27 protein-coding genes are annotated in these 26,824 nt (G+C 56.5%); 14 read left to right on the forward strand and 13 right to left on the reverse strand.

Annotation, left to right across the window (positions count from 1 at the left end; genetic code table 11):
- Positions 1 to 43: 43 nt before the first annotated feature.
- Both KHU33_RS07220 and KHU33_RS07225 read right to left on the reverse strand, forming a co-directional pair.
- Positions 44 to 820 (reverse strand): alpha/beta fold hydrolase, encoded by a 777-nt coding sequence (locus KHU33_RS07220; protein ID WP_211461854.1) that lies wholly within the window; start codon positions 818 to 820, stop codon positions 44 to 46.
- The gene (locus tag KHU33_RS07225; protein WP_211461856.1) at positions 813 to 1,811 is read right to left on the reverse strand and encodes a M14 family zinc carboxypeptidase; all 999 of its coding nucleotides are present in this window, start codon (positions 1,809 to 1,811) and stop codon (positions 813 to 815) included. Before KHU33_RS07225 ends, KHU33_RS07220 begins: the two co-directional genes overlap by 8 nt.
- 167 nt (positions 1,812 to 1,978) lie before the next feature.
- Between KHU33_RS07225 and KHU33_RS07230 the strand changes: the two genes are divergently transcribed.
- Entirely contained in the window at positions 1,979 to 2,839 is an 861-nt protein-coding gene (locus KHU33_RS07230; RefSeq protein ID WP_211461858.1) for a PhzF family phenazine biosynthesis protein, read from the forward strand.
- 35 nt (positions 2,840 to 2,874) lie between these two features.
- Here KHU33_RS07230 and KHU33_RS07235 read toward each other — a convergent pair whose 3' ends face one another.
- On the reverse strand, positions 2,875 to 4,110 hold the full coding sequence (locus tag KHU33_RS07235; protein ID WP_211461860.1) for an NADH:flavin oxidoreductase/NADH oxidase family protein: 1,236 nt from the start codon (positions 4,108 to 4,110) through the stop codon (positions 2,875 to 2,877).
- 69 nt (positions 4,111 to 4,179) lie between these two features.
- On the opposite strand from KHU33_RS07235, the gene KHU33_RS07240 reads away from it, so the two are divergent.
- Positions 4,180 to 4,581, forward strand: a complete 402-nt coding sequence (locus KHU33_RS07240; protein ID WP_211461861.1) for a MerR family transcriptional regulator — start codon at positions 4,180 to 4,182, stop codon at positions 4,579 to 4,581.
- Between the two features lie 70 nt (positions 4,582 to 4,651).
- Here the strand turns inward: KHU33_RS07240 and KHU33_RS07245 are convergent, their stop codons facing one another.
- On the reverse strand, positions 4,652 to 5,023 hold the full coding sequence (locus tag KHU33_RS07245; RefSeq protein ID WP_211461863.1) for a nucleotide pyrophosphohydrolase: 372 nt from the start codon (positions 5,021 to 5,023) through the stop codon (positions 4,652 to 4,654).
- A gap of 187 nt (positions 5,024 to 5,210) precedes the next feature.
- Here KHU33_RS07245 and KHU33_RS07250 point away from each other — a divergent pair, with 187 nt between their 5' ends.
- A complete protein-coding gene (locus KHU33_RS07250; RefSeq protein ID WP_211461910.1) occupies positions 5,211 to 6,620 on the forward strand; it encodes a GGDEF domain-containing protein in 1,410 nt (469 codons plus the stop codon).
- 32 nt (positions 6,621 to 6,652) lie between these two features.
- Here the strand turns inward: KHU33_RS07250 and KHU33_RS07255 are convergent, their stop codons facing one another.
- The 4 genes from KHU33_RS07255 to pepN form a co-directional block, all read right to left on the reverse strand.
- Positions 6,653 to 7,210, reverse strand: a complete 558-nt coding sequence (locus KHU33_RS07255; RefSeq protein ID WP_211461865.1) for a DUF2726 domain-containing protein — start codon at positions 7,208 to 7,210, stop codon at positions 6,653 to 6,655.
- Positions 7,211 to 7,420: 210 nt separating this feature from the next.
- Positions 7,421 to 7,705 (reverse strand): hypothetical protein, encoded by a 285-nt coding sequence (locus KHU33_RS07260; RefSeq protein ID WP_211461867.1) that lies wholly within the window; start codon positions 7,703 to 7,705, stop codon positions 7,421 to 7,423.
- A 156-nt stretch (positions 7,706 to 7,861) separates the two neighbouring features.
- Positions 7,862 to 8,863 (reverse strand): class 1 fructose-bisphosphatase, encoded by a 1,002-nt coding sequence (locus KHU33_RS07265; RefSeq protein ID WP_211461869.1) that lies wholly within the window; start codon positions 8,861 to 8,863, stop codon positions 7,862 to 7,864.
- 93 nt (positions 8,864 to 8,956) lie between these two features.
- Positions 8,957 to 11,680: an aminopeptidase N gene (gene pepN / locus KHU33_RS07270; protein ID WP_211461871.1), complete on the reverse strand. Its 2,724-nt coding sequence runs from the start codon at positions 11,678 to 11,680 to the stop codon at positions 8,957 to 8,959.
- A 490-nt stretch (positions 11,681 to 12,170) separates the two neighbouring features.
- On the opposite strand from pepN, the gene KHU33_RS07275 reads away from it, so the two are divergent.
- Positions 12,171 to 12,803 (forward strand): DUF4136 domain-containing protein, encoded by a 633-nt coding sequence (locus KHU33_RS07275; protein ID WP_211461873.1) that lies wholly within the window; start codon positions 12,171 to 12,173, stop codon positions 12,801 to 12,803.
- Between the two features lie 121 nt (positions 12,804 to 12,924).
- Here KHU33_RS07275 and KHU33_RS07280 read toward each other — a convergent pair whose 3' ends face one another.
- The 4 genes from KHU33_RS07280 to KHU33_RS07295 all read right to left on the reverse strand — a co-directional run bounded on the left by KHU33_RS07280 (position 12,925) and on the right by KHU33_RS07295 (position 16,681).
- On the reverse strand, positions 12,925 to 13,104 hold the full coding sequence (locus tag KHU33_RS07280; RefSeq protein WP_211461875.1) for a hypothetical protein: 180 nt from the start codon (positions 13,102 to 13,104) through the stop codon (positions 12,925 to 12,927).
- Between the two features lie 7 nt (positions 13,105 to 13,111).
- Positions 13,112 to 14,086 (reverse strand): quinone oxidoreductase family protein, encoded by a 975-nt coding sequence (locus tag KHU33_RS07285; RefSeq protein ID WP_211461877.1) that lies wholly within the window; start codon positions 14,084 to 14,086, stop codon positions 13,112 to 13,114.
- Positions 14,087 to 14,166: 80 nt separating this feature from the next.
- A complete protein-coding gene (locus tag KHU33_RS07290) occupies positions 14,167 to 15,063 on the reverse strand; it encodes a DMT family transporter (protein WP_211461879.1) in 897 nt (298 codons plus the stop codon).
- A 118-nt stretch (positions 15,064 to 15,181) separates the two neighbouring features.
- Positions 15,182 to 16,681 carry a helicase HerA-like domain-containing protein gene (locus KHU33_RS07295; RefSeq protein WP_211461881.1) on the reverse strand — a complete coding sequence of 500 codons (1,500 nt, stop codon included), beginning with the start codon at positions 16,679 to 16,681 and terminating at the stop codon, positions 15,182 to 15,184.
- Positions 16,682 to 16,782: 101 nt separating this feature from the next.
- On the opposite strand from KHU33_RS07295, the gene KHU33_RS07300 reads away from it, so the two are divergent.
- From KHU33_RS07300 to KHU33_RS07345, 10 genes are all read left to right on the forward strand, one after another.
- Positions 16,783 to 17,508, forward strand: a complete 726-nt coding sequence (locus tag KHU33_RS07300; RefSeq protein WP_211461883.1) for a YebC/PmpR family DNA-binding transcriptional regulator — start codon at positions 16,783 to 16,785, stop codon at positions 17,506 to 17,508.
- A gap of 18 nt (positions 17,509 to 17,526) precedes the next feature.
- Positions 17,527 to 18,801: a phosphoribosylamine--glycine ligase gene (purD, locus tag KHU33_RS07305; protein ID WP_211461885.1), complete on the forward strand. Its 1,275-nt coding sequence runs from the start codon at positions 17,527 to 17,529 to the stop codon at positions 18,799 to 18,801.
- A 119-nt stretch (positions 18,802 to 18,920) separates the two neighbouring features.
- Positions 18,921 to 19,865 (forward strand): oxygen-dependent coproporphyrinogen oxidase, encoded by a 945-nt coding sequence (gene hemF / locus KHU33_RS07310; RefSeq protein ID WP_211461887.1) that lies wholly within the window; start codon positions 18,921 to 18,923, stop codon positions 19,863 to 19,865.
- A gap of 14 nt (positions 19,866 to 19,879) precedes the next feature.
- A complete protein-coding gene (locus KHU33_RS07315) occupies positions 19,880 to 20,560 on the forward strand; it encodes a nicotinate-nucleotide adenylyltransferase (RefSeq protein ID WP_211461889.1) in 681 nt (226 codons plus the stop codon).
- Entirely contained in the window at positions 20,561 to 21,190 is a 630-nt protein-coding gene (rsfS, locus tag KHU33_RS07320) for a ribosome silencing factor (protein WP_211461891.1), read from the forward strand. It abuts the gene before it with no gap.
- A 24-nt stretch (positions 21,191 to 21,214) separates the two neighbouring features.
- Complete coding sequence (gene rlmH, locus KHU33_RS07325) at positions 21,215 to 21,685, forward strand: 23S rRNA (pseudouridine(1915)-N(3))-methyltransferase RlmH (RefSeq protein WP_092358986.1); 471 nt, start codon at positions 21,215 to 21,217, stop codon at positions 21,683 to 21,685.
- A gap of 97 nt (positions 21,686 to 21,782) precedes the next feature.
- A complete protein-coding gene (locus KHU33_RS07330; protein ID WP_211461893.1) occupies positions 21,783 to 22,403 on the forward strand; it encodes a Maf family protein in 621 nt (206 codons plus the stop codon).
- Complete coding sequence (gene rng, locus KHU33_RS07335; protein WP_211461895.1) at positions 22,400 to 23,863, forward strand: ribonuclease G; 1,464 nt, start codon at positions 22,400 to 22,402, stop codon at positions 23,861 to 23,863. The genes KHU33_RS07330 and rng overlap by 4 nt, the downstream gene beginning before the upstream one ends.
- Before the next feature lie 7 nt (positions 23,864 to 23,870).
- Positions 23,871 to 24,854, forward strand: a complete 984-nt coding sequence (locus KHU33_RS07340; protein WP_211461896.1) for a glycosyltransferase family 8 protein — start codon at positions 23,871 to 23,873, stop codon at positions 24,852 to 24,854.
- Positions 24,855 to 24,957: 103 nt separating this feature from the next.
- On the forward strand, positions 24,958 to 26,028 hold the full coding sequence (locus tag KHU33_RS07345) for a glycosyltransferase family 9 protein (RefSeq protein WP_211461898.1): 1,071 nt from the start codon (positions 24,958 to 24,960) through the stop codon (positions 26,026 to 26,028).
- Here KHU33_RS07345 and KHU33_RS07350 read toward each other — a convergent pair.
- Positions 26,003 to 26,824 (reverse strand): glycosyltransferase family 9 protein (locus KHU33_RS07350; RefSeq protein WP_211461900.1); only part of this gene is annotated, 822 nt, incomplete at its 5' end. The genes KHU33_RS07345 and KHU33_RS07350 overlap by 26 nt on opposite strands.

The following is a 26,824-nucleotide window of genomic DNA, read 5'->3' on the forward strand; positions in this document are numbered from 1 at the left end:
CAGCTTCCCCAGGAACCTCTTTTTGATCCCACCACCACCTCCGTTACCAAGACGCATGGGAAGAGCTCGCCAGCCAATCCCGCACTTGTTCCGCCACCCAATGCCCGGCATCCAGCGGCAGGTCGTGACCAGCGCTGGCTTGTGTCGCCAAGGATGCCTGCCATCGATGCGCCAGCTGCTGTGAGCAGCGTGGATCGATCAAGCGGTCCGCGCCGCTGGCAAGAATCAGCAGCGGCGGCGGCGGCGCGTGCGCGGGCGCGCGATAACGGATTGCCGCGCATAGCTGGCGCAAGGCGTTCCGATAGGTGACCGGATGGTCGCGTTGATAACTGATCCAGTCAGCCAGCACCTCCGCTTGCTGCGCGCATTGATTGCTGGTCAAGCGCAACAGGAGACTTTCCTGCCGCCCGACATTGCGCTTATGCAGACCTAACAGACCAAGAGCCAGCAGTGCCGGATAATTGCGCGGCCTCAGGCGTCGATAGAATGGGCTGACAGGACGTAAGCTGGTATTGAGCAGAACACAGCCATCGACTTCATCCGGATAACGCGCAGCCCAATCGGTTGCGACCATTCCACCCAAAGATAAGGCTAACAAATAATAGGGCGGCGCGATATGCTGGCTCAACAGCTGTCGGCGGCAGGAATCTGTCATCTGCTCCACTCGCATCGGGCTTTTGAGCGCGTGCAGGCTGCCGTTTCCGGGTAAATCGAGAAGTGTGATATCGGCCTCCGGCACCATCGAACGGAACAGCTCCGGAAACTTTCCCCAGTGCCGCGTCTCCCGCATCAGCCCTCTCAGAAACACCCATTTACTCATGGCGCGCCTCGTGTTGTTCCGGTCGCTCAGGATTGCCTGGCACCCAATACTGATGCGCGCCGGCGGCCCTGGTCAGAAAATCGAGCCATACCAGGTGGCTGCGCAGCACGCGATGCAAACGTCCGGGTGATTTGGGATTGAACATGCCCAGGCGGGAAAACAGCTGACGCGGATTTTCTTTTACCCAAAGCCAGGATCCCATCTCCAGCGTGAGCGGCAGAAAAACCCGATCACTGCTGGCTGATACTTGCAGGTAAAGGTAGTCCCACAAATCGCCATGGGTCAGATACTGGCAGTTTTGCGCCTCGAACAAATAATCGTGTTCGCGGTAGGTTTGATTAAACAGATCCTTGAGAGCGAGAACTTGCGGCAAGTGCCGCATCGGCGTCCGGCTGCAGGCGTAGGGAAACCAGATGCGATCCTTCAATCCGAAACCGGAGTGGCAATCCAGCGCAATGCTGAATGGGCGGCTCAGCAGCTCTTGTTGCACGACGTTGCACAGTGCCTGGGCCTCGGCTTCCATCGGCATGTTGCTTGCCCCGCGGTACCAGGGCAAATGCGAGCTGATGCGTTGTCCGCCCAGCAGAAAAAAGACTTTCTCGCTGGAGTTTATCGGCGCATTGCGCATCAGGTCCACGCCTCTCGGGTTGCTGCGGGTACTGTCCCACATCCCGGCAGGATTCACCAAAGGCATGAAAATCAAACGTACCGACGCCAATTGGTGATGCAATACCGCATCCCATTTCAAGCGTGCCAGCAAGCTGTGCAAGAAGGCCAGGAGAACTCGGGTGCCGATGCGTTCCAGACCGTGAACGCCGCCGAAAAAACCGACCGCCGGCGCCTCCGGATTTTTGCTGCCGATAGACAAGACATAGATCGGAAAGTGATGGCCCTTCAATTCGATTTCGCACACTGAGCGAGCTTCCAGGTAAGGTTGTCCCTCCTGAATAATGCTCTCCAGCTCGATCAATTCCGGCAAATTGAAGTCCATTTTTTGCCTCCAACGCCCATTTATTTCATGGATGGGACAAAGAAAACTTTTGCGCTTTGTTTGACGTATTGTCAAGGGAATATCTAAAAAAACCGAACCTTCAACGAGACTGGTTTGCTGCAATTTACCTGCTAGAATTTCCCTCTTATCAGAACAGCAGGTTTTCTATGACCACCTACGCCTTCCGCATCCTCAACGTCTTTGCAGAATCCACTTTCGGCGGCAATCAGCTGTGCGTATTTGAAGACGCGCGCGGCATGGACGACGCCACCATGCAAGCGCTGGCACTGCAGTTCAACCTATCGGAAACCACGTTTATCCTGCCCTCCGAGCGCGCCGACGCCCGCGTGCGAGTTTTCACGCCCGGTTATGAAATGCGGTTTGCCGGCCATCCGACGCTGGGCACTGCGCATGTGGTGCGCGACCTGGCCGGCACCGGCGACGCACTCTCGCTGGAATTCACGGCTGGCATAGTCCCGGTACGCGCCGCAGGCGATATCTGGACTTTCACCGCCCCTCAGAGTGGTGAACCGAAGACAGCGCCGGCAAACCTGACACAAGCGAAAATGGCGGAATTACTCAGCTTGAACGAGCACGATTTGCTAGCCCCGCCTGTGTGGGTCGACACCGGCGCCGATCAGTTGCTGGTAGCGTTGCGCAGCACGGACGCTGTGCGCCGCGCGCATCCCGAAAGCGCGCAGCTTGACGCCTGGCCTGAAAGCAGCCTTGAGCGCAAGACCGTATACGTGTTTGCTTTCGATCCAGATCAGCCTGGCCGGGTGCTCTCCCGTTACTTCTTTTCCAAGCAAGGCGGCGGCGTGGCCGAAGATCCCGGCACCGGATCGGCTTGCGCCAACCTTGGCGGCTGGCTGATCGCCAATCGCCATGCGCTGCCTGTGGAATATGAAATCGAGCAAGGCGAAGCAGTGCAGCGGCCCTGTCTGTTGCGGCTTAAAGTGACGGCCGACTCTGCCATCCAGGTGGGCGGCAAGGTCATCGAAATCGGCCGCGGCAAGATCAGTCTGTAGCGATCAAATCCGGCCGCATGGACGCGGCGACTTACTCAAGCCCGCGCCTGCGACCAGCGCCGATAGCGCCGTGTCAGACGGCGCGTGCGCAACTGATCGATAATTAAACTCACTAGCGGCGAATGATTGGCCGCCGCCGTGCGACTGGCGCCGAGCAAACGCAAGCGGCGTTTGACCAGGGCCATGCGCGCCACTGCCGCCATCACCTGATCCTTCCAATCGACTTGCGGACTGTGTGCAGTCTGATCACCGCCCGCCAGCCATTGCGCCGGCAAATCGGGAACAATCGCCAACGCCGTCGCCATGCCCGCCACCGCCACGCCGCTGGCGAGAACTTGCTCTGCCACCGCCTTGCGGCTGATCCCGCCAGTGGTCATTACCGGCATACGGGCGACGGCGGCCAGTTCTTTGGCAAACTCCAGGAAATAAGCTTCACGCGCCAAGCTACGGCCATCTGCGGTACGTCCTTGCATCGCGGGACTTTCGTAACTGCCGCCAGACAGTTCGACCAGATCCACCTGCAAGTCATTGAGCCACAGGATGACTTGCCTGGCGTCGTCTTCGCTAAAGCCGCCGCGCTGAAAATCGGCGGAGTTGAGTTTTACCGCGATGCAAAAGCTGGCCGAGACTGCGGCGCGCACTGCGCGCACCACGTCCAGCAACAAGCGCGCCCGGTTGGCCAGGCTGCCACCCCATTCATCCCTGCGTTGATTGCTCAAAGGCGACAGGAATTGTGAAATCAGATAACCATGGGCGGCGTGGATCTCGACCCCGGTAAATCCTGCCCGCTCGGCAGCGGCGGCACTGGCGGCAAAGCGCGTGATGACTTCCTGGATCTCGGCATCGCTCATGGCTTTGGGCTGTACGAACAGCTTGCTGTGCTTGCCCATGTCCAGCGCCAGCGCTGACGGCGCCCAAGCCGCGCCGCCCATGGCGGCCATCACCTGACGGCCGGGATGATTGAGCTGCATCCATACCTGTGCGCCCTTGTGTTTTGCAGCCTCGGCCCATTGCATGAAAGGTCGCAATGGCGTCTCGGCTTCCAGCACTATGCCGCCTGGGCCGGTCAGCGCCCGGCCGTCGATCATGACATTACCGGTGATGATCAGGCCGACGCCGCCGTCGGCCCAGGCCCGGTATAAGCGGTGGATGGCAGCGCCGGGCAGTTGGCCACGGTCAGCCATATTTTCTTCCATGGCGGCCTTGGCCAGGCGGTTGGGTAGGAGGCTGCCGTTCGGCAGTTGCAAAGATGAAAACATGATTGAGGTCATGGCGGGCTCGCTAGCGAGAGTAGGAAATACTGTATGCTAAGCTTGAAGTCAACTTTAAGGTCAAGCGATATGAAGATTGGTGAACTGGCGGACAAAACCGGCATGGCGCCCTCGGCGATCCGCTATTACGAGCAAAGCGGTTTGCTGCCCAAGCCTGAACGCGGGAGCAACGGCTATCGCGACTATGCAGAGGCGGCCGTCGAACGCCTGCGCCGGATCCAGATGGCGCAGAGCCTGGGATTTTCGCTGGACGCTATCCGCAGCGTGTTCGCCAGCGATGAGGAACTGTCCAAGGATGAGTTGCTGCGCAAGCTGGACGGCCGGCTGCAGGAGATCAAGCAACTCATGGATACGCTGCGTGAGCAGCAGCAACATCTGCGCACCTTACGCACTACGCTGCGGGAAACCTGGGCAGAGGGTGAGTGCCTGAACACGACTGCCTTGGCAAACGGCAAGCTGGCCAAACCTTGAAAACCCTAACTGGATTGCCAGCGCTTGAGAGACGTGAAAATCAAGGATTGCTGCCGTTGACCGCTAGTTGCTAGTCCTTGTATTCCGAGTATTTGCGCGCATCGCCACGCACCTTATCTGCCGGATATTTGATCCGGTTGAGCACCATTTTTTCTGACACTGCCGCACTGAGATCGACATCGAGCTTATCGGCCAGACGGATCAGGTAAACCAGTACATCAGCCATTTCATGCCGGACCTGCAGCAACTTGGCCGGACCGAGTTCGTCGGCACTTCCGCTTGGCAGCCATTGAAAATGCTCAAGAAGTTCAGCCGCTTCAACACACAGCGCGGCGGACAGATTTTTGGGAGTATGAAACTGATCCCAGTCGCGTTCGCTAACGAATTGGCGGATTTGATCGCGTAAGTTGGCAAACTCGCCGCTCTTTGACTGCTCACTCATGTAGCTCTCCTTTTAATGCCGTATATGCAATCTTGCCAAAATCCCGGCGATGCTTGAAATATTTTTTTGCGTGGGCCTGTTTTCTTACGAGAATGTTTGTTACCTTGCTTACAGGAACTTGTTTTCGGCAATAATTTTGTGGACTGACATGCCGCCGTTTAATGACGGAACCATCATCTCGGTGAGGATGCATATGGACATGAGTGCAAATATCGGTGACAGGCCAGAGCCAATTCGCCGGGTGACCAAAATTTACGCGGCCTTCCTGATCGCCGCTTTCGCATTATCCCCCGCTGTTCTGATTGCCTACCTGTATTTCTTCCAGGATCCGGCGCTCAAATTTGAAAATCACCTGTTCCACGAAATCGCGATTGCCGCCGCCACTCTCGAAGGTCTGTTCGTTACCTATGTGAGTTGGCGCTGTTACCTGTCGTCGGGAGAGCCGCTGCTGCGCTGGCTGACTTTGGGGTTTCTCGGGTTTACCTTGATTTATGCCCTGCACGGCGTCTTTACCGGCATGGCGCATCACAACATCTGGTTGTTCCTGCTGTACGGCCCGGCGTCCCGGCTGGCGATGGCGATCTTGCTGCTGATTGGCTTATTGTCGTTCAACCAGGAGTCGGACACGCCTGAACAACGTCTCAATCCGCGCTCATGGCTGATATGGATAGCGATGTTTTTACTGGCCGACATCGCGGTGGCGATTCTCGCCTATTCGGCGATTGCCGGCAATCCGGCGGTCCGTCTGACGATGGAAGGCGGTGCGCTGTTCTTTTCGGCGGTCAACCTGGCTATCATGCTGGCCGGCCGGATCCGCTCGCCGATGATGACGATTTTCGGCATTTCGATCGCCCTGTTCGGTTTGTCATCGCTGGCCTTCATTTTTGGCCGCCCCTGGAATCATATGTGGTGGCTGGCCCACGTCATTTTTGCCGGCGGATTTTTCTTCCTCAGCTACGGCATCATCCAGGCATTTCACACCACCCGTTCATTCGCCAATATCTACAATCAGGAAGAAATGGTGAATCGTCTGGCGATGGCGATGGTGAGAACGGAAAATGCGCTGCAAGAGTTAAAGCATAGCAACCAGATGCTGGAACATCTGGCATCCACCGATCCCTTGACCGGCGCCGCCAACCGCCGCAATTTTATCGAAAGAGTGGACGCCGAAATCGCCAGGGCGAAGCGTGACCGCCTGTCGTTCGCCTTGCTGGCTCTTGATCTGGATAATTTCAAGGCCATCAACGATCATTACGGTCATCAGGTGGGTGATGAAGTGTTGCAGGGCTTCGTCCAGAAATGCCTGGAAGAGATTCGTCCCTATGACGTAGTGGCGCGCATGGGCGGCGAAGAGTTCATGGTCTTGCTGCCGCAAGCGACGCTGGAAGTGGCTGTGGCGATCGGCGAGCGCATCAGGTCGGCAACGGAAAACACCATGTTCGCCAGCATCGTCATTCCCAAAGTGATACTCACGGTCAGCATCGGGGTAGCGCAATTTGGCCACGACGGCAGCACCATTGATACGATTTTCCGTGCCGCGGACGAGCGTCTTTATCGCGCAAAAAACCAGGGCCGTAACTGTGTGATTACGGTATAAAGCAGCAAGCTGTATAGGTTTTCCAACTCGCCTCAGCCGGCGCCGGTATTGCGATATTTGCCTATGCCTATTCCGAATATGCTGGTTTGACGGCTTTTACTTTTCACCACTCTCAGTTTTTTGCTCGGATCCAGCAGTGTGAATCGCTCGCGGATGTCGGCTTCGCTCGGCAGCGAATTTGCGCGCCATCTGATGATGTCGATGCCCGCTTTTTTCAGCGCCTTGTACTTTCTTTCATCCTCTTTGCTGAGAATCTTGCTGTTGTAACTCTTGTTGTCTATTTCAATCACCGCCACCACATCGCTGGCCTTATCGCAAATCACGAAATCCAGGTTCTTTGATGTCAGGGCGTCGAGGCCGCCGCTGCCCTTGGTGCCTAGGCAACGGCTCAAACCGACTTGCGCCAGCACCATATAGTCCGGCAAGGCGCCGACCAGCCGCCAGTACATGATCTGTTCGTTGCTGGATAGAGGCTTTTTCTTGATGTACTCGCGGCGTTTCTGTTGCGCCGCCTGCTTCTCCCTGGTGACCACGGCAATCACCGCCATGATAATGATCGTTAGCACCGTCAGTGCAATGACTGCTTTCATTATTCTGTTCCCTAGTTGAATGCAGCGGCCATTATATTTCCATACGGGAATATAATGAAGTCAAAATTGCAGCGCTTTTTGCTGGCTTATTCTGATCGCAAGTAGAAGAGCGGGATGAACGAAGGAGGAAAGGGAGGAGAACGGAAGGCAGATAGCTTCCAGGTTAAATCCTGTCAGCCCATCGAGCTGACAGTATCTGCAGGCCGGATGTTACCCGGTCAAACCGAAAATCGCGTCGTAGCCATTCTTGTCGCGATCGACTTCGTCCAGTTCATTAATCAAACCCAGGTCTTCCAGCTCTTCCGAAGCGTTGTTGAATTGTTTGCTGCTGGAAGCGCCGATAACACGGTAAATTTCCTGTTTCGCATTGCGGATGCCGAGCAACATCTGCTCTTGCCTGACGACGTTCAGTTCGACCGTCTTGATCAGCAGATTGGTCATGATGTCGTGATCGAACTCGGGGATGTCCTTATCTCCGATTAGTGCAGTTTTCAATCTTTTCCTCTTGTCTTCATATTGATAAATATTGCTGCAGGCACGCCGGCTTACAGGTATGCGATTTTACTAGGTCTGACGCCTGACCGTCGTGGCGCTCCGTAAAACCTGGTCCCTACCCTGTATCAGACCTGATCTCACGGAGCGGGTTCCTGCCTATTCTTGATGATAACGCGTCACCAGTTCGACTTCGCTTTTCGAACCGAGAAACACCGGCACGCGCTGGTGCAATTTCTCCGGCTGGATATCCAGGATCGCCTGCTTGCCGTCGGTGGCGGCGCCGCCTGCTTGCTCGACGATGAAAGCCATCGGATTGGCTTCGTACATCAGGCGCAGCTTGCCTGGCTTGTCCGGCTCACGGGCGTCGGCCGGGTACATGAAGATGCCGCCGCGGTTCAGGATGCGATGGACGTCGGCCACCATCGATGCAATCCAGCGCATGTTGAAATCTTTTTGGCGCGGCCCGGTGCTGCCGGCCAGCATCTCGTTGACGTAACGCGTGACCGGCGGGTGCCAGTGGCGGGCATTGGATGCATTGATCGCAAATTCCTTGGTCTCGGCCGGGATCTGCATGTCGCGCTGGGTCAATACCCACGAACCCATTTCACGATCCAGGGTAAAGCAATGCACGCCGTTGCCGGTAGTCAGCACCAGCATGGTTTGCGGGCCGTAGACGGCGTAGCCGGCGGCAACCTGCTTGCGGCCTGATTGCATGAAATCTTTTTCGGTTGGCGATTTCATGCCGTCCGGTGCTTTCAGTACCGAGAAAATGGTGCCGATCGAGACATTGACGTCGATATTGCTGGAGCCGTCGAGCGGGTCGAACAGCAACATGTATTCGCCTTGCGGATAGCGGTTTGGAATCGGATGAATCGATTCCATTTCTTCCGAAGCCATGGCCGCCAGATGGCCGCCCCATTCATTGGCTTCCAGCAGGATTTCATTGGAAATGATATCCAGTTTCTTCTGCACTTCACCTTGCACGTTTTCGCTGTCGGCGCTGCCCAGCACTTCACCCAGCGCACCCTTGCCGACCGCGTGACTGATGGTTTTGCAGGCGCGCCCGACTACTTCAATCAACAGGCGCAGTTCTGCCGGAATGCTGTTATGCAAACGCTGTTGCTCGATCAGGTGCTGGGTAAGACTAATACGTTTCATATTGCTCTTTCTTTGTTGTGGCTTTTCATGGCCGATCGCCGGGCAAACCCGCCATCGGCCGCGAAATTGCAAAAACGGCAAAAACCGCAAAAATCAATTGGCGAGCGCTTTGCCGATGACTTCCAGTACGTCCTTCGATAAGTGTGGTGCTTCTGCGACACGCTGCAAGGCGGCACGCATTTTTTCCTGCAGCACGGGCGCATATTTGCGCCAGCGATCCAGGCTGCGCGCCAGGCGCGCAGCCACTTGCGGGTTGACGCCGTTAAGTTCGATCACCTGGTCTGCCCAGAACTCATAACCGCTGCCGTCGACCGCGTGGAAATTGACCGGATTGCCGCTGCAGAAACTGAAAATCAGGCTGCGCGCGCGATTCGGATTTTTCAGCGTGAAGGCTGGATGTTCCGACAAAGCGCGGATCGCCGCGACATCGGCGGTGTGAGCCGTAGCTTGCAGGGCGAACCATTTGTCGATGACCAATGCTTCCTGTTCGAAATCTTTATAGAATTTTTCCAGGGCGGCAGCCTTGCCCGGCGCGCTGCTGTTGGTCAGCGCAACCAGTGCGGCCAGGCGGTCGGTCATGTTGTTGGCGTTATCGTATTGCTGCTGCGCCAGTGCATGCGCAACAGCGTCGTCGGCCTGGATCAGATACGCCAAGGCGACGTTCTTCAAGCCGCGCTTGCCGGATGCTTCTGCATCGGGACTGTAAGCGCCCGGCGTTTGATTGGCGTGATAAGCCGCCAGCAGATCGTCCTTGAGCGCCTGCCCCAGTTTGCCACGCAGATACTGGCGCGACTTGTGGATCGCTTGCGGATCAATCACGTCAGTCTGTTCTGCCAGCAGCGCTTCCGACGGCAGCGTCAAGGTTTGCTCACGGAAAGCGGCGTCGAGTGTTGCATCGTTGAGGATCAGGCTAAATGCTTCGCTTAGTGCGCCGCTGTTGGAAGCTGCATTGTCCAAGACATCTTGCAGCGTCGCCACATGGCCGGCTTGCGAGGCATCCTGGGCCGCTGCAGTCAGCGCCAGCAAGCTACGCGTAGCCAGGCGCTGGCCGGCTTCCCAGCGATTGAATGGATCGCTGTCGTGCGCCAGCAGGAAAGCCAGCTCGGCGTCGCTGTATGCGGCGTCCAGCACCACCGGCGCAGAAAAATTACGCAAGATCGAAGGCACCGGTTGTTCGGCGACATCGACAAAACGGAAGGTCTGCTGCGCTTTGGTCAGTTCGAGTACGCGAGTGGTTGCGGCACCGGCGTCACCGCTGGCCTTGCCCTTGCCGTCTGTCTGCAAACGCAACGGCATGTCGTTACCTTTGCTGTCGAGCAGGCCGACTGCTACCGGGATATGAAATGGCAATTTCTTGGCCTGGCCCGGGGTTGGCGCGCAAGTCTGCGACAGTGTCAGCTCATAGGTCTTGCTGGCGGCGTCGTACTTGCTCTGCGCTTGTACCCGCGGCGTACCGGCCTGGCTGTACCAGCGTTCGAACTGGCTCAGATCGCGGCCATTGGCGTCCACCATCGCGGCACGGAAATCGTCGCACTCGACCGCTTGCCCGTCATGGCGCTCGAAGTACAAATCCATGCCCTTGCGGAAACCGTCGCGACCAAACAAAGTCTGGTACATGCGCACTACTTCGGCGCCCTTTTCATAAATCGTCACGGTGTAGAAATTATTGATTTCGACATAAGAATCAGGCCGCACCGAGTGCGCCATCGGACCGGCGTCTTCAGGGAACTGGGCCTGGCGCAAGACGCGCACGTCGTCAATCCGCTTGACGGCGCGGCCGCTGTCGGTGCCGACCATGTCCGCCGAAAATTCCTGGTCGCGGAACACGGTCAGGCCTTCTTTCAAGGACAGTTGGAACCAGTCGCGGCAGGTGACGCGATTGCCGGTCCAGTTGTGGAAATATTCATGGCCGACCACCGCTTCGATATTGGCGTAGTCGACATCGGTAGCGATACGCGAATTGGCCAACACATATTTGGTGTTGAAAATGTTCAGGCCCTTGTTTTCCATCGCGCCCATGTTGAAATCGCCAACGGCAACGATCATGAAACGATCCAGGTCTAGTTCCAGGCCGAACCGCTCTTCATCCCAGCGAATGCTGTTGATCAGCGAATCCATGGCGTGCTGGGTCTTATCCAGGTTGCCGTCTTCGACCCAGACTTGCAGCAAGACTTCGCGACCGGATTTCAAGGTGTATTTCTGTTCCTGGCAAACCAGATCGCCAGCCACCAGCGCAAACAGATAAGACGGTTTCTTGAACGGGTCTTCCCATTTGGCGTAGTGGCGGCCGTCGGCCAGATCGCCCTCTTCGATCAGATTGCCGTTCGACAGCAGCACCGGATATTTTTTCTTGTCGGCGCGCAGCATGACGGTATATTTGGCCATCACATCGGGACGGTCAGGGAAATAAGTAATCTTGCGGAAGCCTTCGGCTTCGCACTGGGTGAAGAAATTACCGTTGGACACATACAGACCCATCAACGAGGTATTTTTCTCTGGACTGGTCAGCGTTTCAATTTCCAGCACCACCTTGGCCGGCGCCGATGCGATGCGCAATTTACCGGCTTCCAGCTGGTACTGGCCGGGTTTCAATTGCTTGCCGTTGAGGCGCAGTTGCACCAGTTCCAGCTCCTCGCCGAACAAGACGATTTCCTTGCTGCTGCTGGCTGGATTGCGGCGCATCGTGATGCGTGTAGCGATACGGGTAGCTGCAGGATCGAGATCGAAGCCCATGTCGACGCTGTCGACCAGAAAGGCTGGGACGGTGTAATCCTTACGGAGAATGGTTGCTGGCGTAGCTGAAGTGTCTGTGCGCATGGGAAGTAGTCTGGTAACGGTTAGTATTGATAACTACGATTGATAACAACGGTCGATAACTATGGTTGGTAACTACAGTCGGCAACTAAGTGTGTCAGCTAAGGATCGCTCAGTGACTTGCTTAATAACGTGGCTGGTCAGTCTCAATAATTCGGGCAGACTGTGATTCTACCAATCAAAGAGCAAAACCATCATGCAATTTGCAGCGGAATTGCTGGCTTATCGATGATCCAGCGATATCAAGCTGCAAATAAAAGCCCCGGCACGGAAATTCACTTAAAATTGCCATAAATGCACTTTTCATTAATCAAGCGACAAACTCTATCCCTCAGCTTACAGATAGTGACAAAGCGATAGAGCAACACTATCAAGACTTGGCTAAAATGATCACCGTTCAGCCAGGACAGAATTGGCGTTGCCAGCACCGGATATTGCCCATCAGGCAAATCATGGAACTGGCATGCGCATCCCCCCAACAAGAGGAATCACCATGAAACGCATCATTTGTGTCTGTTTAGCTGCATTAACACTGTTGCTGGGCGGTTGCGCCACCGTTATCCGCAGCGACGTTACTGCCTTCAACGAATGGCCGGCCGATTTGCCGAATAAATCCTATGTATTCGAACATACCGCAGCCCAGAGCAATGATCTGGAATACCGGAATTATGAAAATCTGGTGCGCGCAGAACTGCAGCGCCTGGGATTCGTAGCAGCGGACAACGCCGCTCCACAATTGAAAGTCGCCCTTGACTACGGCATTGCCGCGCGCGACGTGCATGTAGTCGAACCGGTGGTGGCGGATCCTATGTGGTACGGCCCTTACGGGCCGTATGGCTGGGGCCATCCAGGGTTTTACAGCCCGTTTTATGATCCGTTCTGGTACACGCCGCAAGTGGTAGGCCAACGCGAATACAATTATCAACTGTTCCAGCGGCGCTTGAACGTCGCCATCACGCGCGCCGGCAACGGCCAAAAACTGTATGACGTTACCGTCACCAGCGAAGGCAAGACGAATTCGCTGCCGGCTGTAATGCCGTATATGGTGCGCAGCGCATTTACCGATTTCCCTGGAAAAAGCGGTGTCCCGCATCAGGTTGAATTAAAGGTTGAAGAGCAAAAATAGAAGCCGGTTTACGGCAAAACGGCCTGTGCTCCCACTTCGGTGAGACCACAGGCCGTTTTTATTGCATGCTGATGTTGTCAGCCGCTTGTCAACCGCTTGTCAACCATTTATCAACTATTTGTCAGCTATAAAACCATTCGCTGGCAAACGTGATGAAACCGATCAGAATGACCGCCAGCACCAGCACGATCAGCAGGCGGCCAAACTTGGGCGAACCTTCGCTACCGGTCGCCTGCTCCTCCGGATGATTCATCGGATTGTCCAGCTGCGCGTCCGGCTGCTGTTTCAAAGGGTCATTCATACATACCTCAGGGGATCAAAATAGTGGAGCCGGTAGTTTTGCGCGACTCCAGATCGGCATGCGCTTGCGCCACATCTTTCAAGGCATAGCGTTGATTGATTTCAATCGTGATTTTTTTGCTGTCTACCATCTGGAACAAGTCTGCCGCCGCCGCATCCAGATCGGCACGGCTGGAAATGTAACTCGGCAGCGAAGGCCGGGTGATGGTCAGCGAGCCGCGTGAGGCCAGCTCGTTCAGGCTGAACGGCGGCACGGCGCCGGAAGCGTTGCCGAAACTGACCATGGTGCCCAGCGGCGCCAAGCTGTCCAGCGAGCCGATGAAAGTATCTTTGCCGATCGAATCGTAGACCACCGGCACGCCTTTGCCGCCAGTGATTTCACGCACCCGCTCAACGAAATTCTCGGTTTTGTAGTTAATCACATGGGTGCAGCCGGCTGCAGTCGCCAGCGCCGCTTTTTCGGCTGAGCTGACCGTGCCTATCATGGTCACGCCCAGCGCCTTGGCCCATTGGCTGGCGATCAGGCCGACGCCACCGGCAGCGGCGTGGAACAAAATGGTTTCACCGCCGCGCAAGGGGAAAGTGCGACGGAACAGATATTGCGCCGTCAGACCCTGCAACGTCATTGCGGCGGCAGTATCGAAGCTGATGGAATCAGGCAATTTGATCAGGAACGCGGCAGGCATCACGCGCGCTTCGGAATACGCGCCATTGGGGCGAGTCGCATACGACACCCGGTCGCCTACCTTGACATGCTGCACACCGGCGCCGACTGCCTCGATCACGCCGGCTGCTTCCTGTCCCAGGGCGCCTGGCAATGGCTGCGGATACAAGCCGGTACGGAAGTAGACATCGATAAAATTCAAGCCGCAAGCGACATGCCGTATCCGCACCTCGCCCGGCCCCGGGTCTCCGACTTCCACGTCGACATATTCCATCACTTCCGGGCCACCGGTCTTCGACATCCTGATTGCTTTTACCATGATTAATTTCACCTCCAAATAGTGCGTCTAAATTCCTCGAAATCCTCAAACTCCGGCTTTTTCAGCTTTTATGTTTTCTTCTATGTTTTCTTTTTTGAGATCAGATAAATACCCACCAACACCAGACCGGTACCGGTCAATTGAATCGCCGTAATCGGTTCCGCCAAAATCAAGGTGGAGACCGGCCCCACCATGCCGGCCTGCGCCGCAGTCGCGGGACCGATGCGGGCCACCGCAATCATGGTCATGAATACCGGCAGCACAGTGCAAAACACGGCATTGATGATGGACAAACCATACACAGCCGCAGGCTGCTGGAACAGAATCGGCAGCGGCCGCAACAGCATGAACTGCACAATGCAAGCGGCGCAAGATACACACATCGCGTACGCCACCAGCCGCATCGCGCCGACCCGGCTCACCAGTTCTCCGGAGAGCATCAGGTATAGCGCATAACTGATTGCCGCACCCAGCACCAGCGCACTGCCCAGACCGACATTCGATCCCCCCAGGCGCACATCGTGCAAAAACACCAGCACCGTCCCCAGGTAAGAAATCAGCAAAGCCATCCACTCCAGCCAGTTCACCTGGCGCCGATAAAACAAAAACGACATCAGCAACACGAACGAAGGCGTCAAGAACAGTATCAGGCGCTCCAGTCCGGCAGAAATATATTGCAAGCCAAGAAAATCAAGAAAGCTCGACAGGTAATACCCGATCAATCCCAGCGCCACAATCCGCACCCGGTCGAGATTCGACAACGACGCCTCGCTGCGCGCCTTCCACAAAGCCACTGCGGCAAACAGGGGCAATGCAAACAGCATGCGAAACGTAATCAGCAATACGGCATCGACCGGATAGCGATAAATCAGCTTGGCGACGATAGCCTTGGCAGAAAACAGGATGGCGCCGGCAACCGCAATTGCCAGGCCGCCAAGAAAAATCTGGCGACTGCCAGGGAGTACCGTGCTGCTCATTGCTTGCCCGTATTGGAATTGTAATAGGTATGTGAAGATTGCGTTGCTAAGGGAACGGATAGAAAGAAATTTGTCTTCCTACCCGCCCCGCGAACGCAATCATGCGGTGTCGAACATCTCACTTCTTTTTCAGCAAGGAGCCCAACACGCCGCGAATCAATTCGCGTCCTACTTGCGAGCCGATGGTGCGTGCAGCGGATTTGACGACAGCCTGGACTACCGTATCTTTGCGCCCGGAACCGCCGCCGAGCAGACCACCCAACACGCTGCCCCATGCACTGACGGTTGCACCGATTGAAGAATCTGCGCCCGTCTCGACGCCGTCTTTGGCAGTTGGAGTGGCAGCACGCCCCTTTAATTTTTCGTATGCTGACTCACGATCAACCGCAGTCTCATACACCCCGGCGACGATCGAAGCTGCCATCAACTGCTTGCGCTCGTCAGCGGTGATCGGGCCGATCTGCGATGCCGGCGGCAGGATGAAAGCGCGTTCGACGATATTCGGACGGCCCTTCTCATCCAGGAAAGACACCAGTGCTTCGCCGACGCCAAGCTCGCCGATGACTTGCGCGGTATTCAAATCGGGATTAGCACGGAAGGTATCGGCGGCGGCTTGCACTGCCTTCTGGTCGCGTGGCGTATAGGCGCGCAGCGCATGCTGCACGCGGTTGCCAAGCTGACCCAGCACGGTGTCTGGGATATCCAGCGAGTTTTGCGTGACGAAGAACACGCCCACTCCCTTGGAGCGGATCAAACGCACCACCTGCTCGATCTTTTGCAGCAAGGGTTTGGGCGCTTCGCTGAACAGTAAATTCGCCTCGTCGAAGAAGAAGACCAGCTTCGGTTGGTCCAGATCGCCGACTTCCGGCAGATGCTCGAACAGTTCCGACAGCAGCCACAGCAAAAAGGTCGAATACAAACGCGGTGCGTTCAGCAATTTGTCGGCCGCCAGGATATTCACCACGCCCTTGCCATTGCCGTCGGTCTGGATCAGGTCATCGATATTCAGCATCGGTTCGCCGAAAAACTGTTCGCCGCCCTGCTCGCCGATGCCGATCAGGCCACGCTGGATGGCGCCGATGCTGGCGGCGGAAATATTGCCGTATTCGGTCTGGAAGCCGGCGGCGTTATCGCCGACGTGCTGCAGCATCGCCCGCAGATCCTTCAGATCCAGCAGCAGCAAGCCGCTATCGTCGGCGATCTTGAAAACCAGTTGCAATACGCCTTGCTGCGTATCGTTCAGATTGAGCATGCGCGCCAGCAGCAAGGGTCCCATATCGGAAATGGTGGCCCGCACCGGATGCCCCTGCACGCCGTACACGTCCCAGAAAGTCACCGGCGTCGCTGCCCACTGCGGCTCATCGATGCCTAGCGTCTCCAGGCGCTGCTTCAGCTTGGCCGACGTTGCGCCAGCCTTGGCAAGACCGGACAGATCGCCTTTGACGTCCGCCATGAAGACCGGCACGCCGCTGTCCGAGAGTGCCTGCGCGATGACCTGCAAGGTCACGGTTTTGCCGGTGCCGGTAGCGCCGGTGATACAACCATGGCGATTGACTAACGCAGGTAGAAGCGTCAGCTCTTGCTGGGCATTTTTCGCAATCAGGAGGGGATTTGGCATGTTTTAACGGGCGTGGAGGTCGATTTCAATGGATTTCAAGAAAGTGCAATATGGTAAAATTGCGCTTTGATTATAGCTAACTCAAGCAAGAAAGAACCATCATGGCTGGACACAGCAAATGGGCCAATATTAAACATAAGAAGGCCGCCACCGATGCCAAACGCGGCAAGATCTGGACCCGGTTGATCAAGGAAATCACGGTTGCAGCCCGCATGGGCGTCGGCGATGCCGACGCCAACCCGCGCTTGCGGCTGGCGATTGACAAGGCATCCGACGCCAATATGCCGAAGGATAACGTAACCCGTGCAATCCAGCGCGGCAGCGGCGGCCTGGATGGCGTCAACTATGAAGAAGTACGTTACGAAGGTTATGGCATCAATGGCGCCGCCATCATTGTCGATTGCATGACTGACAATAGAATCCGCACCGTGGCCGAAGTCCGCCACGCGTTTTCCAAGTTCGGCGGCAACATGGGCACCGAAGGTTCCGTGGCTTTCATGTTCAAGCATTGCGGCCAGTTGCTGTTCGCGCCAGGCACCAATGAGGACGCCTTGATGGAAGCCGCTCTGGAAGCCGGTGCGGAAGACGTCATCACCGACGACGAAGGCGGGATTGAAGTCATTTCCGCACCACATGATTTTGCGGCGCTCAAAGAGGCATTGGAAAAAGCCGGTTTCAAGGCTGAAATGGCGGAAATCATCATGAAGCCGGCAACCGAAACCGTGTTCTCCGGCGATGATGCGATCAAGATGCAAAAGCTGCTCGACGCTCTGGAAAACCTGGACGACGTGCAAGAAATTTACAGTAACGCAGTCATCCAAGACTGATACGGATCGTATACCTTTATGAAAATTCTCGTAGTCGGCTCTGGCGGCCGTGAGCATGCCCTGGCGTGGAAAATCGCCCAATCCCCGCGTATACAAACCGTCTACGTGGCGCCCGGCAACGGCGGCACCGCACTCGATCAGCGGCTGGAAAACATCAACATCACCGATCCGGCGGCGCTGGCCGATTTCGTCGAGCGCGAACATGTCGCGCTCACGGTGGTCGGCCCTGAGACTCCGCTGGCGGCCGGCATCGTGAATATTTTCCGCGATCGCGGCCTGAAGATTTTCGGACCGACGCGTGAAGCCGCGCAGCTGGAAAGCTCGAAGGATTTCGCCAAATCCTTCATGCAGCGGCATCACATCCCGACCGCCGAATATCAAACCTTTTCCGACGTCAACGCCGCCCATCAGTACATTGATCAAAAAGGCGCGCCGATCGTCATCAAGGCCGATGGCCTGGCTGCCGGCAAGGGCGTGGTGGTTGCCATGACTATCGAAGAGGCACATGGCGCAGTGGATATGATGTTGTCCGACAATCGCCTCGGCGACGCCGGCGCGCGCGTGGTGATCGAGGAATTCCTGGCCGGCGAGGAAGCCAGCTTCATCGTCATGGTCGACGGCAAGCACATCTTGCCGCTGGCCACCAGCCAGGATCACAAGCGCCTCAAGGATGACGACCAGGGTCCGAACACCGGCGGCATGGGCGCTTATTCACCGGCGCCTATCGTCACGCCGGCGCTGCACGCACGTGTCATGCGGGAAATCATCACGCCTACGGTGCAAGGCATGGCCAAGGACGGCATTCCGTTCAGCGGCTTTTTATACGCCGGCCTGATGATCGACGATAAAGGCAATCCGAAGACGCTGGAATTCAATTGCCGCATGGGCGACCCGGAAACCCAGCCGATCATGGCGCGCCTGAAAACCGATCTGCTGCAGGTCATGGAACATGCTGTCAACGGCACGCTGGACACGATTGAGCTGGAGTGGGACCGCCGCACCGCGCTCGGCGTGGTGATGGCCGCAGCCGGTTATCCCGACGCCCCGCGCAAGGATGACCTGATTACGGGGATTCCCGCCGAGACTGTCGATACCGTGACGTTTCATGCCGGCACCACCTTGAACGGCGAGCGTTTGACGACTTCCGGCGGCCGGGTTCTGTGCGTGGTCGGCCTGGGCGATAGCGTCAAAATGGCGCAGAAGCAGGCCTACAACGTAGTTGACGCGATTCATTTCAGCGGTGCGCAATTCCGCCGCGATATCGGCTGGCGGGCACTGAAGAAACATGCCTGATCAGGCCGCCGGCATATGACACGCAGGGTGGGCAGCTGTGCCCACGGAGTGCGTTTCCGCGTGGGCAGAAGAACCTGCCCACCCTGCTCCTATTAGCGCAAGCATTATTTTCTTCCTCGATGAGCTCAAACATCACTCCCGGCAGTCCGGCCACGGCCGTCAAATCCTATCTGCTCGACCTGCAAGCACGCATCGTCGCGGCGCTGGAGCAGATCGACGGCAATTCATTCGGTAGCGACCAATGGCAACGTGCGGAAGGCGGCGGCGGCATTTCGCGCATCATCGAAGAAGGCAATGTACTGGAACGCGGCGGCGTCGGCTTCTCGCACGTGATGGGTACCAGCCTGCCGCCGTCGGCAGCCGCCAACCGCCCTGAACTGGCCGGCCGGCAGTGGGAAGCCATGGGGGTGTCGCTGGTGATGCATCCGCGTAACCCGTTTGCGCCGACGGTACACATGAATGTACGTTTCTTTATCGCCAGCGCCGAAGGCAAGGAGCCGGTATGGTGGTTTGGCGGCGGCATGGATCTGACGCCGTATTACGGTTTTACGGAAGACGTCGAACACTTTCACCGCAGCTGCCGCGACGCCCTGACGCCCTTCGACAGCGCAGCCGACAAGGATACCAAAGCAGCGCTCTACCCGCGCTTCAAGCAATGGTGCGACGATTACTTCTATCTGAAACATCGCAAGGAACCGCGCGGCGTCGGCGGCATTTTCTTCGACGATTTCAACCAGCTGGGTTTCGAACAGAGCTTTGCCATGATGCAAAGCGTCGGCAATGCGTTTATCCCGGCATATACGCCCATCCTGGCGCGCCGCAAGGATATTCCCTACGGTGAAACCGAGCGGGATTTCCAGGCATATCGCCGCGGCCGCTATGTTGAATTCAATTTAGTGTATGATCGCGGCACTTTGTTCGGTCTGCAATCCGGAGGACGTACCGAGTCCATCCTGATGTCGATGCCGCCCGTGGTCAAGTGGCGTTACGACTGGCAGCCGGCGGCAGGAAGCCCGGAAGCCAAGCTGTATACCGATTTTCTGATCCATCGCGAGTGGGTTTGATGGACAGTTCCCCGATGACATCCAATCAAGAGTCCCAAGCTCGGCCCAGGCCATGCATCGCAGTTCTCGGCGGCAGTTTCGATCCAGTCCATAATGGTCATGTGGCGCTGGCGAAATACTTTGCGACCCTGTTGACGCCAGATGAATTGCGGGTGATTCCAGCCGGCAATCCTTGGCAAAAACACGGCCTGGAAGCCAGCCCGGAACAGCGGGTCGAGATGGTCAGGCTTGCATTTAGCCAGCAAAGCGTGGCGGTTGTCATCGATCAGCAGGAAATCCAGCGCCAGACCGCGACGTACACGATAGATACGTTGCAAGCATTGCGCGCCGAACTGGGGCCGCAAGCGTCTATCGTGTTCCTGATGGGTGCTGACCAGTTGCAGCATTTGAACAGCTGGCAGGGTTGGGACCGCCTGTTTGACTATGCGCATCTGGGAGTGGCTTCGCGGCCCGGTTTTGCCATGGATGAATCGCAGGTTCCAGCCGAGGTCACGCGCGAATTTACACGCCGCGCCGCCACCCCGGAGCAGATTCGCCAGAGCCCGCACGGCTTGACCTACCTGGCGAAGAATCTGGCTGTAGATATTTCGGCAACAGAAATTCGTGCCGCGCTGCACAATGCAAAAAGACCCGGCACGCTGGTCCCGGCGGCAGTACTGGACTATATTGAACAACATCATCTCTATAAGAATTAAATGGATATCAAAAAACTACAAACTCTCGTCATCGATGCACTCGAAGACGTCAAAGCCCAAGACATTCGCGTCTACGACACGGTCCACCTGACCGGCTTGTTCGATCGTATTGCGATTGCTTCCGGCACGTCCAATCGCCAAACCAAGGCGCTGGCCGCCTCGGTACGCGACAAGGTCAAAGAAAACGGCGGCACCATTCTCAGCGTCGAAGGTGAAGATACCGGCGAATGGGTATTGGTCGACATGGGCGACATGGTGGTGCATATCATGCAACCGGCGATCCGCGCTTATTACCGCCTGGAAGAAATCTGGGGCGACAAGGAAGTCAAGTTCGGCGCCGCCAAGCGGATTTCCACCCGCACCGCCGCCGAGGAAGAAGCGCCGAAGAAAGTTTCGCGCCATCTGACTACCTCGCAAGCGTTGAAGCCAGAAGACGAAACACCGAAGAAAGCACCTGCGCGCAAGAAACCGGTGAAAACCGACGGCGCCAAGAAGGCGGTCGGCAAAACCATCAAGGTAGCGCCATCGAAGAGCTCGATCCCGCCGAAGAAGACTGCCGCGCCAAAGAAAGCGCCAGCCAAGAAACCCGCTGTCAAGCGCGCTCCGGCAAAAACCAAAGCGGCTGAATAAGCTGCTGCATCGTTAGCCTCCCACATGCAGCTCATCATCGCTGCGGTCGGCCATAAAATGCCGGCATGGATAGAAAACGGCTTCGGCGAGTATGCGAAACGCATGCCGCCGGACTGCCGCATCGTCCTCAAGGAAATCAAGCCGGTCGAACGGTCCGGCAGCAAGACCGCCGAAACCGCCATGGCGCTGGAACGCAGCCGGATCGAAGCGGTGCTGCCGAAAGGCGTGCGCATCATCGCCCTCGACGAGCGCGGCAAAGACCTTACCAGCGTCCAGTTATCGCAGCAGTTGACTCAATGGCAGCGCGACGGGCGCGATGTCGCCTTCATCATCGGCGGCGCCGACGGCCTGGATCCCGAATTCAAGGCCAATGCCGACAGCCTGCTGCGCATCTCCAGCCTGACTTTACCGCACGGCATGGTCAGGGTACTGCTGGCAGAGCAGCTCTACCGGGCCTGGTCGATTACCCAGAATCACCCCTATCACCGCGTGTGAACCTCCCCTGAGCGCCCCAATAAGCCACCCAATACGCAGGTAACTCTGTAATAATCGCTGGAATTATCAGACGATCCGTTTGCCGTAGCCGCCAGCAATGAAAAACCCTTACCAAAAAATCTATCTTGCTTCGAAAAGCCCGCGCCGGCGGGAGTTGCTGCGACAGATCGGGGTCGCGTTTGAATTGCTGTTGCTGCGCGACCAGACGCCACGCGGCCCCGATGTCAGCGAGGAAGTCTTGCCGGAAGAATCACCGCAAGCTTATGTCACCAGGGTGACCATGGAAAAAGCCCGCGCCGCGCAACAGATGATGGTCTGGCGCAGCTTGCCGGTACGTCCGATCCTGGCGGCCGACACCACAGTCGCAATTGACGGCAGGATTCTCGGCAAGCCGGCTAACAAATCCGAGGCGACGGCCATGCTGCGGCTCTTGTCAGGGCGCACTCACCAGGTCCTCACCAGTATTGCCGTCATCCACCGCGAACAATTCTGGCAAGTCACGCAGCTTTCGGATGTCCTATTCCAGGAATTATCAGAGGCCATGATTGAAGCCTACTGCGATACCAGCGAGCCTTACGACAAGGCCGGCGCTTATGGCATCCAGGGGCCGGCAGCGATTTTCATCGAAAGCATACGCGGCAGCCATTCAGGCATCATGGGCTTACCTCTTTTCGAAACCGCGCAACTACTACAACAGGCAGGCATCCGCATTTTATGAGCGAAGACATCCTCGTCAATATCACGCCCCAGGAAACCCGCGTCGCCCTGATTTTCCAGGGAGCGGTGCAAGAACTGCATATCGAACGCACCTTGTCGCGCGGCCTGGCTGGCAATATTTATCTGGGCAAAGTGGTCCGCGTGCTGCCCGGCATGCAATCGGCATTTATCGATATCGGACTGGAGCGTGCAGCTTTTCTGCACGTCGCCGACATTTGGGAAACCCGGGCGCACGATGGCCAGGCGGCGCAGCAGACGCCGATCGAAAAACTGTTGTTCGACGGCCAGTCGCTGACGGTGCAAGTGGTGAAAGACCCGATCGGCACCAAAGGCGCCAGGTTGTCGACCCAGATTTCGATCGCTGGCCGGATGCTGGTGTATCTGCCGCAAGACCGGCATATCGGCATCTCGCAACGGATTGAAAACGAGGCTGAACGCGAGCTGCTGAAAGATAAAGTGCAAAAGCTGCTGCCGCCTGAAGAAAAAGGCGGTTTCATCATCCGCACCATGGCCGAAGACGCCTCGGATGCCGATCTGCAAATGGATATCGAGTACCTGCGCAAGACCTGGTCGTCCATCACGCTGCTGGCAAAAACCAAGCCGGCGCCGACCTTGCTGCACCAGGATTTGAGCCTGGCGCAGCGCGTGTTGCGTGATTTTGTCAACGACGAGACCACCACCATCCAGGTTGACTCACGCGAAAATTTCCAGAAGCTGCAAGAGTTTGCCGCCAGCTATACGCCGTCTGTCACTGCACGGCTGATGCATTACACCGGCGAGCGGCCCTTGTTCGATCTGTACGGCGTGGAAGAAGAAATCCAGGAAGCATTGAGCCGCCGCGTGCCGCTCAAGTCCGGCGGCTACCTGATCGTCGACCAGACCGAAGCCATGACCACCATCGACGTCAACACCGGCAGCTTCGTCAACGGCCGCAATTTCGACGACACGATTTTCAAGACCAATCTGGAAGCGGCGCATGCCATAGCGCGCCAACTCAGGTTGCGCAATCTGGGCGGCATCATCATCCTCGATTTCATCGATATGGAAAACGGCGAGCACAAGACTGCCGTGCTGGCCGAATTGCACAAAGCCCTGCTACGCGACCGCACTAAAAAATCGGTATCGGAATTCTCCGCGCTAGGCTTGGTGGAAATGACCCGCAAACGCACCCGCGAATCGCTGGCGCATATCTTGTGCGAGCCTTGCCCCGCCTGCAACGGCAAGGGCCAGGTCAAGACTGCACGCACCATTTGCTACGAGATCCTGCGCGAAGTGCTGCGCGAAGCCCAACAATTCAATCCGCGCGAATTCCGCATCCTGGCGTCGCAGGTGGTGGTCGATATGTTCCTGGAAGAAGAATCGCAGCATCTGGCCATGCTGGGCGACTTCATTCATAAACCGATTTCGCTGCAAGTCGAAACGGTTTATCCGCAAGAGCAATACGACATCATTCTTATGTAAGGCTTACATGAATAGCTCTTTACCGATTTCTTCTGACGCTTCCGACTCTCCTAACGCTTCTGACGATTCTTTCCACATCGCCTTCTGTGTCGACGATCACTATTGCCGCAGCATGGGGGCGACGATCGCCTCCGTCATCGCCAACAGCCCCGGCGTGACCTTCACTTTCCATGTGTTCGCTTTTTCACTTTCCGAAGATAACCGCAAGCGCTTCAAGGAACTGGAACAGATGTACCAGCTCAAGACGCACGTGCACATCATTGATCCGGCGGTATTCCAGCCGTTCGCGCACATCTCGCAGTTCTCCTACTATTCGCCGACCATATTCACGCGCCTGCTGATCCCCTCCACCTTGCGTGGAATATGCGACAAGGTGCTCTACCTGGATGCAGATATTCTGTGCGTCGGCAGCATGGCTGAGCTATTGCCAATGGATTTCGGCGATAGCGCGGCGATAGTCGTGCCGGATGCCGATGAGACCACCAGAAGACGCTGTGCAGCCCTGCAATTGTCGTCGCAGAAATATTTCAATTCCGGTGTGATGTATATGCACGTCGATAACTGGATGGCGCAGGAAATCACCGAGAAAACCATCCTTGCGATCCTGGAAAACGGCAAGGAATACAGATTCCCGGATCAGGACGCGCTCAACGTGGTTCTGGAAGGAAAGATCAAGTATATCGGCAGGAAATGGAATTTCCTCTATGACCTGATCCATGACCTGGAAAAAGACAAGCGCCAGATGCGCGCTATCGGCGAGGTGGTCTTCATTCACTTCGCCGGTGCGGTAAAACCCTGGAACGACTGGTGCTTGCACGCGTCCAGAGACATGTTCGTCAAATACCAGGCGCTCTCCCCCTGGGCTGATCTGGCGCTTGATGCGGCGCCAAGAAACTATAAAGAGATGAGGATGTATTCCCGGTTCCTGATGAAACGAGGACAGCTGCTGGACAGCTTCAGGTGGTATATGAAATATCTGGCGGCCAGGTAACTGCGTTTAAGAAGTAACCAAAAGTTAGAACCTCGCCGGCTGCCGTGAGCGCCGGTTATAATTTCTGCAACTCAATGCTTATACGGCCTTAACCGATTCAAAGATGGCAATAACCAGCTCCCACGTCCTAATCTGCCGCACCGACAATATCGGCGACGTCATCCTGACACTGCCTATTGCTGCTTATCTGAAACAGCACTATCCGGCTCTGAAAATCAGCTTTCTGTGCCGTGCCTATGCCGCCCCGGTTGTCAAGCAATGCAACAGCATTGACGAAGTGGTGGAGCTTGAGAGTTTCTTGCTGAATCCCGCCGCCTATTTTGCGCATGCCAACGTCGATACCATCATATTGGCGCAACCGAGCAAACGCCTGGCGGTCGAGGCTTTCAAAGCGCGCATCACCAATCGCATCGGCAATGCCCGTCATAAGCTATACCAAATGCTGTATTGCAATCGCCGGGTACGTTTCAAGAAGGGGAACTCGGAACACCATGAAGCGCAATTCAATTTCGAATTCCTGCGCCCTTTCGGCCTCGACACCATCCTTGAACCTGCGGCTATTCCTGCCCTCTACGACTTCGACGTCCCAGAGAATCCGGAAATAAGCAAGTTACTCCAGCCACATCCATTCAATCTCATCATTCATACAAAATCGAACGGACATGGGCGTGAATGGCCGATCAAGCATTACATTGCACTTGCCAGGCGCTTAAGCAAATATCCGGATGTCCAGCTGTGGTTGACCGGAAGCTCTGCCGAAGGACAATGGTTAGCCGACAATGCCGCGGAATTAATCGGATTACAAAATGTGAGCAACGTCTGCGGCAAGTTCACGCTTGACCAGCTGAGCTCATTGATTGACGCGGCCGATGGCTTGATTGCCAGCGGCACCGGCCCGCTCCATATGTCCGCCGCGCTGGGTCAGCGCACACTCGGTTTGTTCCCGCCAACGCGTCCGATGCATCCGGGCCGGTGGGCGCCACTGGGAAGGCGGGCGGAAATTTTGTGCTTACCGGTCAGTTGCCCCGGCTGCAAAGATAGTCAGGCCGCAAGTTGCGCTTGCATGGAAAACATCACGCCCGAAAGTGTCGAAAAAATTGTTCTGCGATGGCGGCAAGAAGCGCAAGAAGAGAAATCCGAAGACTTTCCTATTTGTGATTCAAAACAGCGATAACCTGCGCTACCGTAATCGCCTTCACCCAGTCTCGACGATGCGCAGTGGTGATGACGATACTGTTCTCCTTATCGATCGGCGCCCATTCAGGATTTTTCTGGCGCATCAACGCAATCACGGGTACCTGTACCGCGTTTGCCAAATGCATCACCGCAGTTTCAACCGAGATAATCAGATCGCACTCGCGCAACACCGCCGGCAACTGGAAAAAATTATCCTGAGCGCTAAATAACTGCAAACGTTCAAGCGCATGGCCGTCGAAGAAGGTTTTAGCTTGCGCCATTTCCTCGGGCACCACGTTCACGATAAAGCGGGTGTCTTTCCAAGCTTCCTGCGCTCTTAATGCAGTGACAAGTTCGATCACCCGCTCCAGCGGCCAGCAGCGTTTGCGGGTCTTGGCGTATGGATTGATGAAAACCAGCTTAGCCGGATTGACAGATTGCCGGCTGTCGCGCGCGAAACCCCACAGCTTTAACTGTTCCTGCGCATACCGCCCCCACTGCTCAGGGATCCGCACGAAAGGCAGGCGTGACGATGGCGTGCTGTCGATGCCAAACAAACGCTTAAACCAGGCTGCATAAACATCGCTGATATGCACCCTTGGCTGCGCCACGCGGTCGGGATCAAAAGCTGCATCTAATTTGCGATAAGCCAGGTGCTTATGCAGTGCAAGAATTCCAGCCGGCTTCTTCATACCCGCTACAAAACCTTGCGCACTGATCTGGCGCGCCAGCGTCGCGTACATCGGCGGCCTCAATGTCGACAGTGACACCACCAGCGGGTAGTGCTGTTTTTG

Origin of the sequence: Collimonas silvisoli (assembly GCF_018305005.1) — a bacterium.
GTDB classification, from domain to species: Bacteria; Pseudomonadota; Gammaproteobacteria; order Burkholderiales; family Burkholderiaceae_D; genus Collimonas; species Collimonas silvisoli.

Excerpts from the sequence above, each read along its gene's own strand:
- purD (WP_211461885.1), top strand. The coding sequence starts at position 17,527 with ATGAAAATTCTCGTAGTCGGCTCTGGCGGCCGTGAGCATGCCCTGGCG.
- KHU33_RS07250 (WP_211461910.1), top strand. The coding sequence starts at position 5,211 with ATGCATATGGACATGAGTGCAAATATCGGTGACAGGCCAGAGCCAATT.
- KHU33_RS07345 (WP_211461898.1), top strand. The coding sequence starts at position 24,958 with ATGGCAATAACCAGCTCCCACGTCCTAATCTGCCGCACCGACAATATC.
- KHU33_RS07340 (WP_211461896.1), top strand. The coding sequence starts at position 23,871 with ATGAATAGCTCTTTACCGATTTCTTCTGACGCTTCCGACTCTCCTAAC.
- KHU33_RS07245 (WP_211461863.1), bottom strand. The coding sequence starts at position 5,023 with ATGAGTGAGCAGTCAAAGAGCGGCGAGTTTGCCAACTTACGCGATCAA.
- KHU33_RS07230 (WP_211461858.1), top strand. The coding sequence starts at position 1,979 with ATGACCACCTACGCCTTCCGCATCCTCAACGTCTTTGCAGAATCCACT.
- rng (WP_211461895.1), top strand. The coding sequence starts at position 22,400 with ATGAGCGAAGACATCCTCGTCAATATCACGCCCCAGGAAACCCGCGTC.
- KHU33_RS07295 (WP_211461881.1), bottom strand. The coding sequence starts at position 16,681 with ATGCCAAATCCCCTCCTGATTGCGAAAAATGCCCAGCAAGAGCTGACG.
- KHU33_RS07315 (WP_211461889.1), top strand. The coding sequence starts at position 19,880 with ATGACATCCAATCAAGAGTCCCAAGCTCGGCCCAGGCCATGCATCGCA.
- KHU33_RS07275 (WP_211461873.1), top strand. The coding sequence starts at position 12,171 with ATGAAACGCATCATTTGTGTCTGTTTAGCTGCATTAACACTGTTGCTG.
- KHU33_RS07220 (WP_211461854.1), bottom strand. The coding sequence starts at position 820 with ATGAGTAAATGGGTGTTTCTGAGAGGGCTGATGCGGGAGACGCGGCAC.
- KHU33_RS07300 (WP_211461883.1), top strand. The coding sequence starts at position 16,783 with ATGGCTGGACACAGCAAATGGGCCAATATTAAACATAAGAAGGCCGCC.
- hemF (WP_211461887.1), top strand. The coding sequence starts at position 18,921 with ATGAGCTCAAACATCACTCCCGGCAGTCCGGCCACGGCCGTCAAATCC.
- pepN (WP_211461871.1), bottom strand. The coding sequence starts at position 11,680 with ATGCGCACAGACACTTCAGCTACGCCAGCAACCATTCTCCGTAAGGAT.
- rlmH (WP_092358986.1), top strand. The coding sequence starts at position 21,215 with ATGCAGCTCATCATCGCTGCGGTCGGCCATAAAATGCCGGCATGGATA.
- KHU33_RS07290 (WP_211461879.1), bottom strand. The coding sequence starts at position 15,063 with ATGAGCAGCACGGTACTCCCTGGCAGTCGCCAGATTTTTCTTGGCGGC.
- KHU33_RS07235 (WP_211461860.1), bottom strand. The coding sequence starts at position 4,110 with ATGACCTCAATCATGTTTTCATCTTTGCAACTGCCGAACGGCAGCCTC.
- KHU33_RS07255 (WP_211461865.1), bottom strand. The coding sequence starts at position 7,210 with ATGAAAGCAGTCATTGCACTGACGGTGCTAACGATCATTATCATGGCG.
- KHU33_RS07285 (WP_211461877.1), bottom strand. The coding sequence starts at position 14,086 with ATGGTAAAAGCAATCAGGATGTCGAAGACCGGTGGCCCGGAAGTGATG.
- KHU33_RS07225 (WP_211461856.1), bottom strand. The coding sequence starts at position 1,811 with ATGGACTTCAATTTGCCGGAATTGATCGAGCTGGAGAGCATTATTCAG.
- KHU33_RS07265 (WP_211461869.1), bottom strand. The coding sequence starts at position 8,863 with ATGAAACGTATTAGTCTTACCCAGCACCTGATCGAGCAACAGCGTTTG.
- KHU33_RS07330 (WP_211461893.1), top strand. The coding sequence starts at position 21,783 with ATGAAAAACCCTTACCAAAAAATCTATCTTGCTTCGAAAAGCCCGCGC.
- rsfS (WP_211461891.1), top strand. The coding sequence starts at position 20,561 with ATGGATATCAAAAAACTACAAACTCTCGTCATCGATGCACTCGAAGAC.
- KHU33_RS07280 (WP_211461875.1), bottom strand. The coding sequence starts at position 13,104 with ATGAATGACCCTTTGAAACAGCAGCCGGACGCGCAGCTGGACAATCCG.
- KHU33_RS07240 (WP_211461861.1), top strand. The coding sequence starts at position 4,180 with ATGAAGATTGGTGAACTGGCGGACAAAACCGGCATGGCGCCCTCGGCG.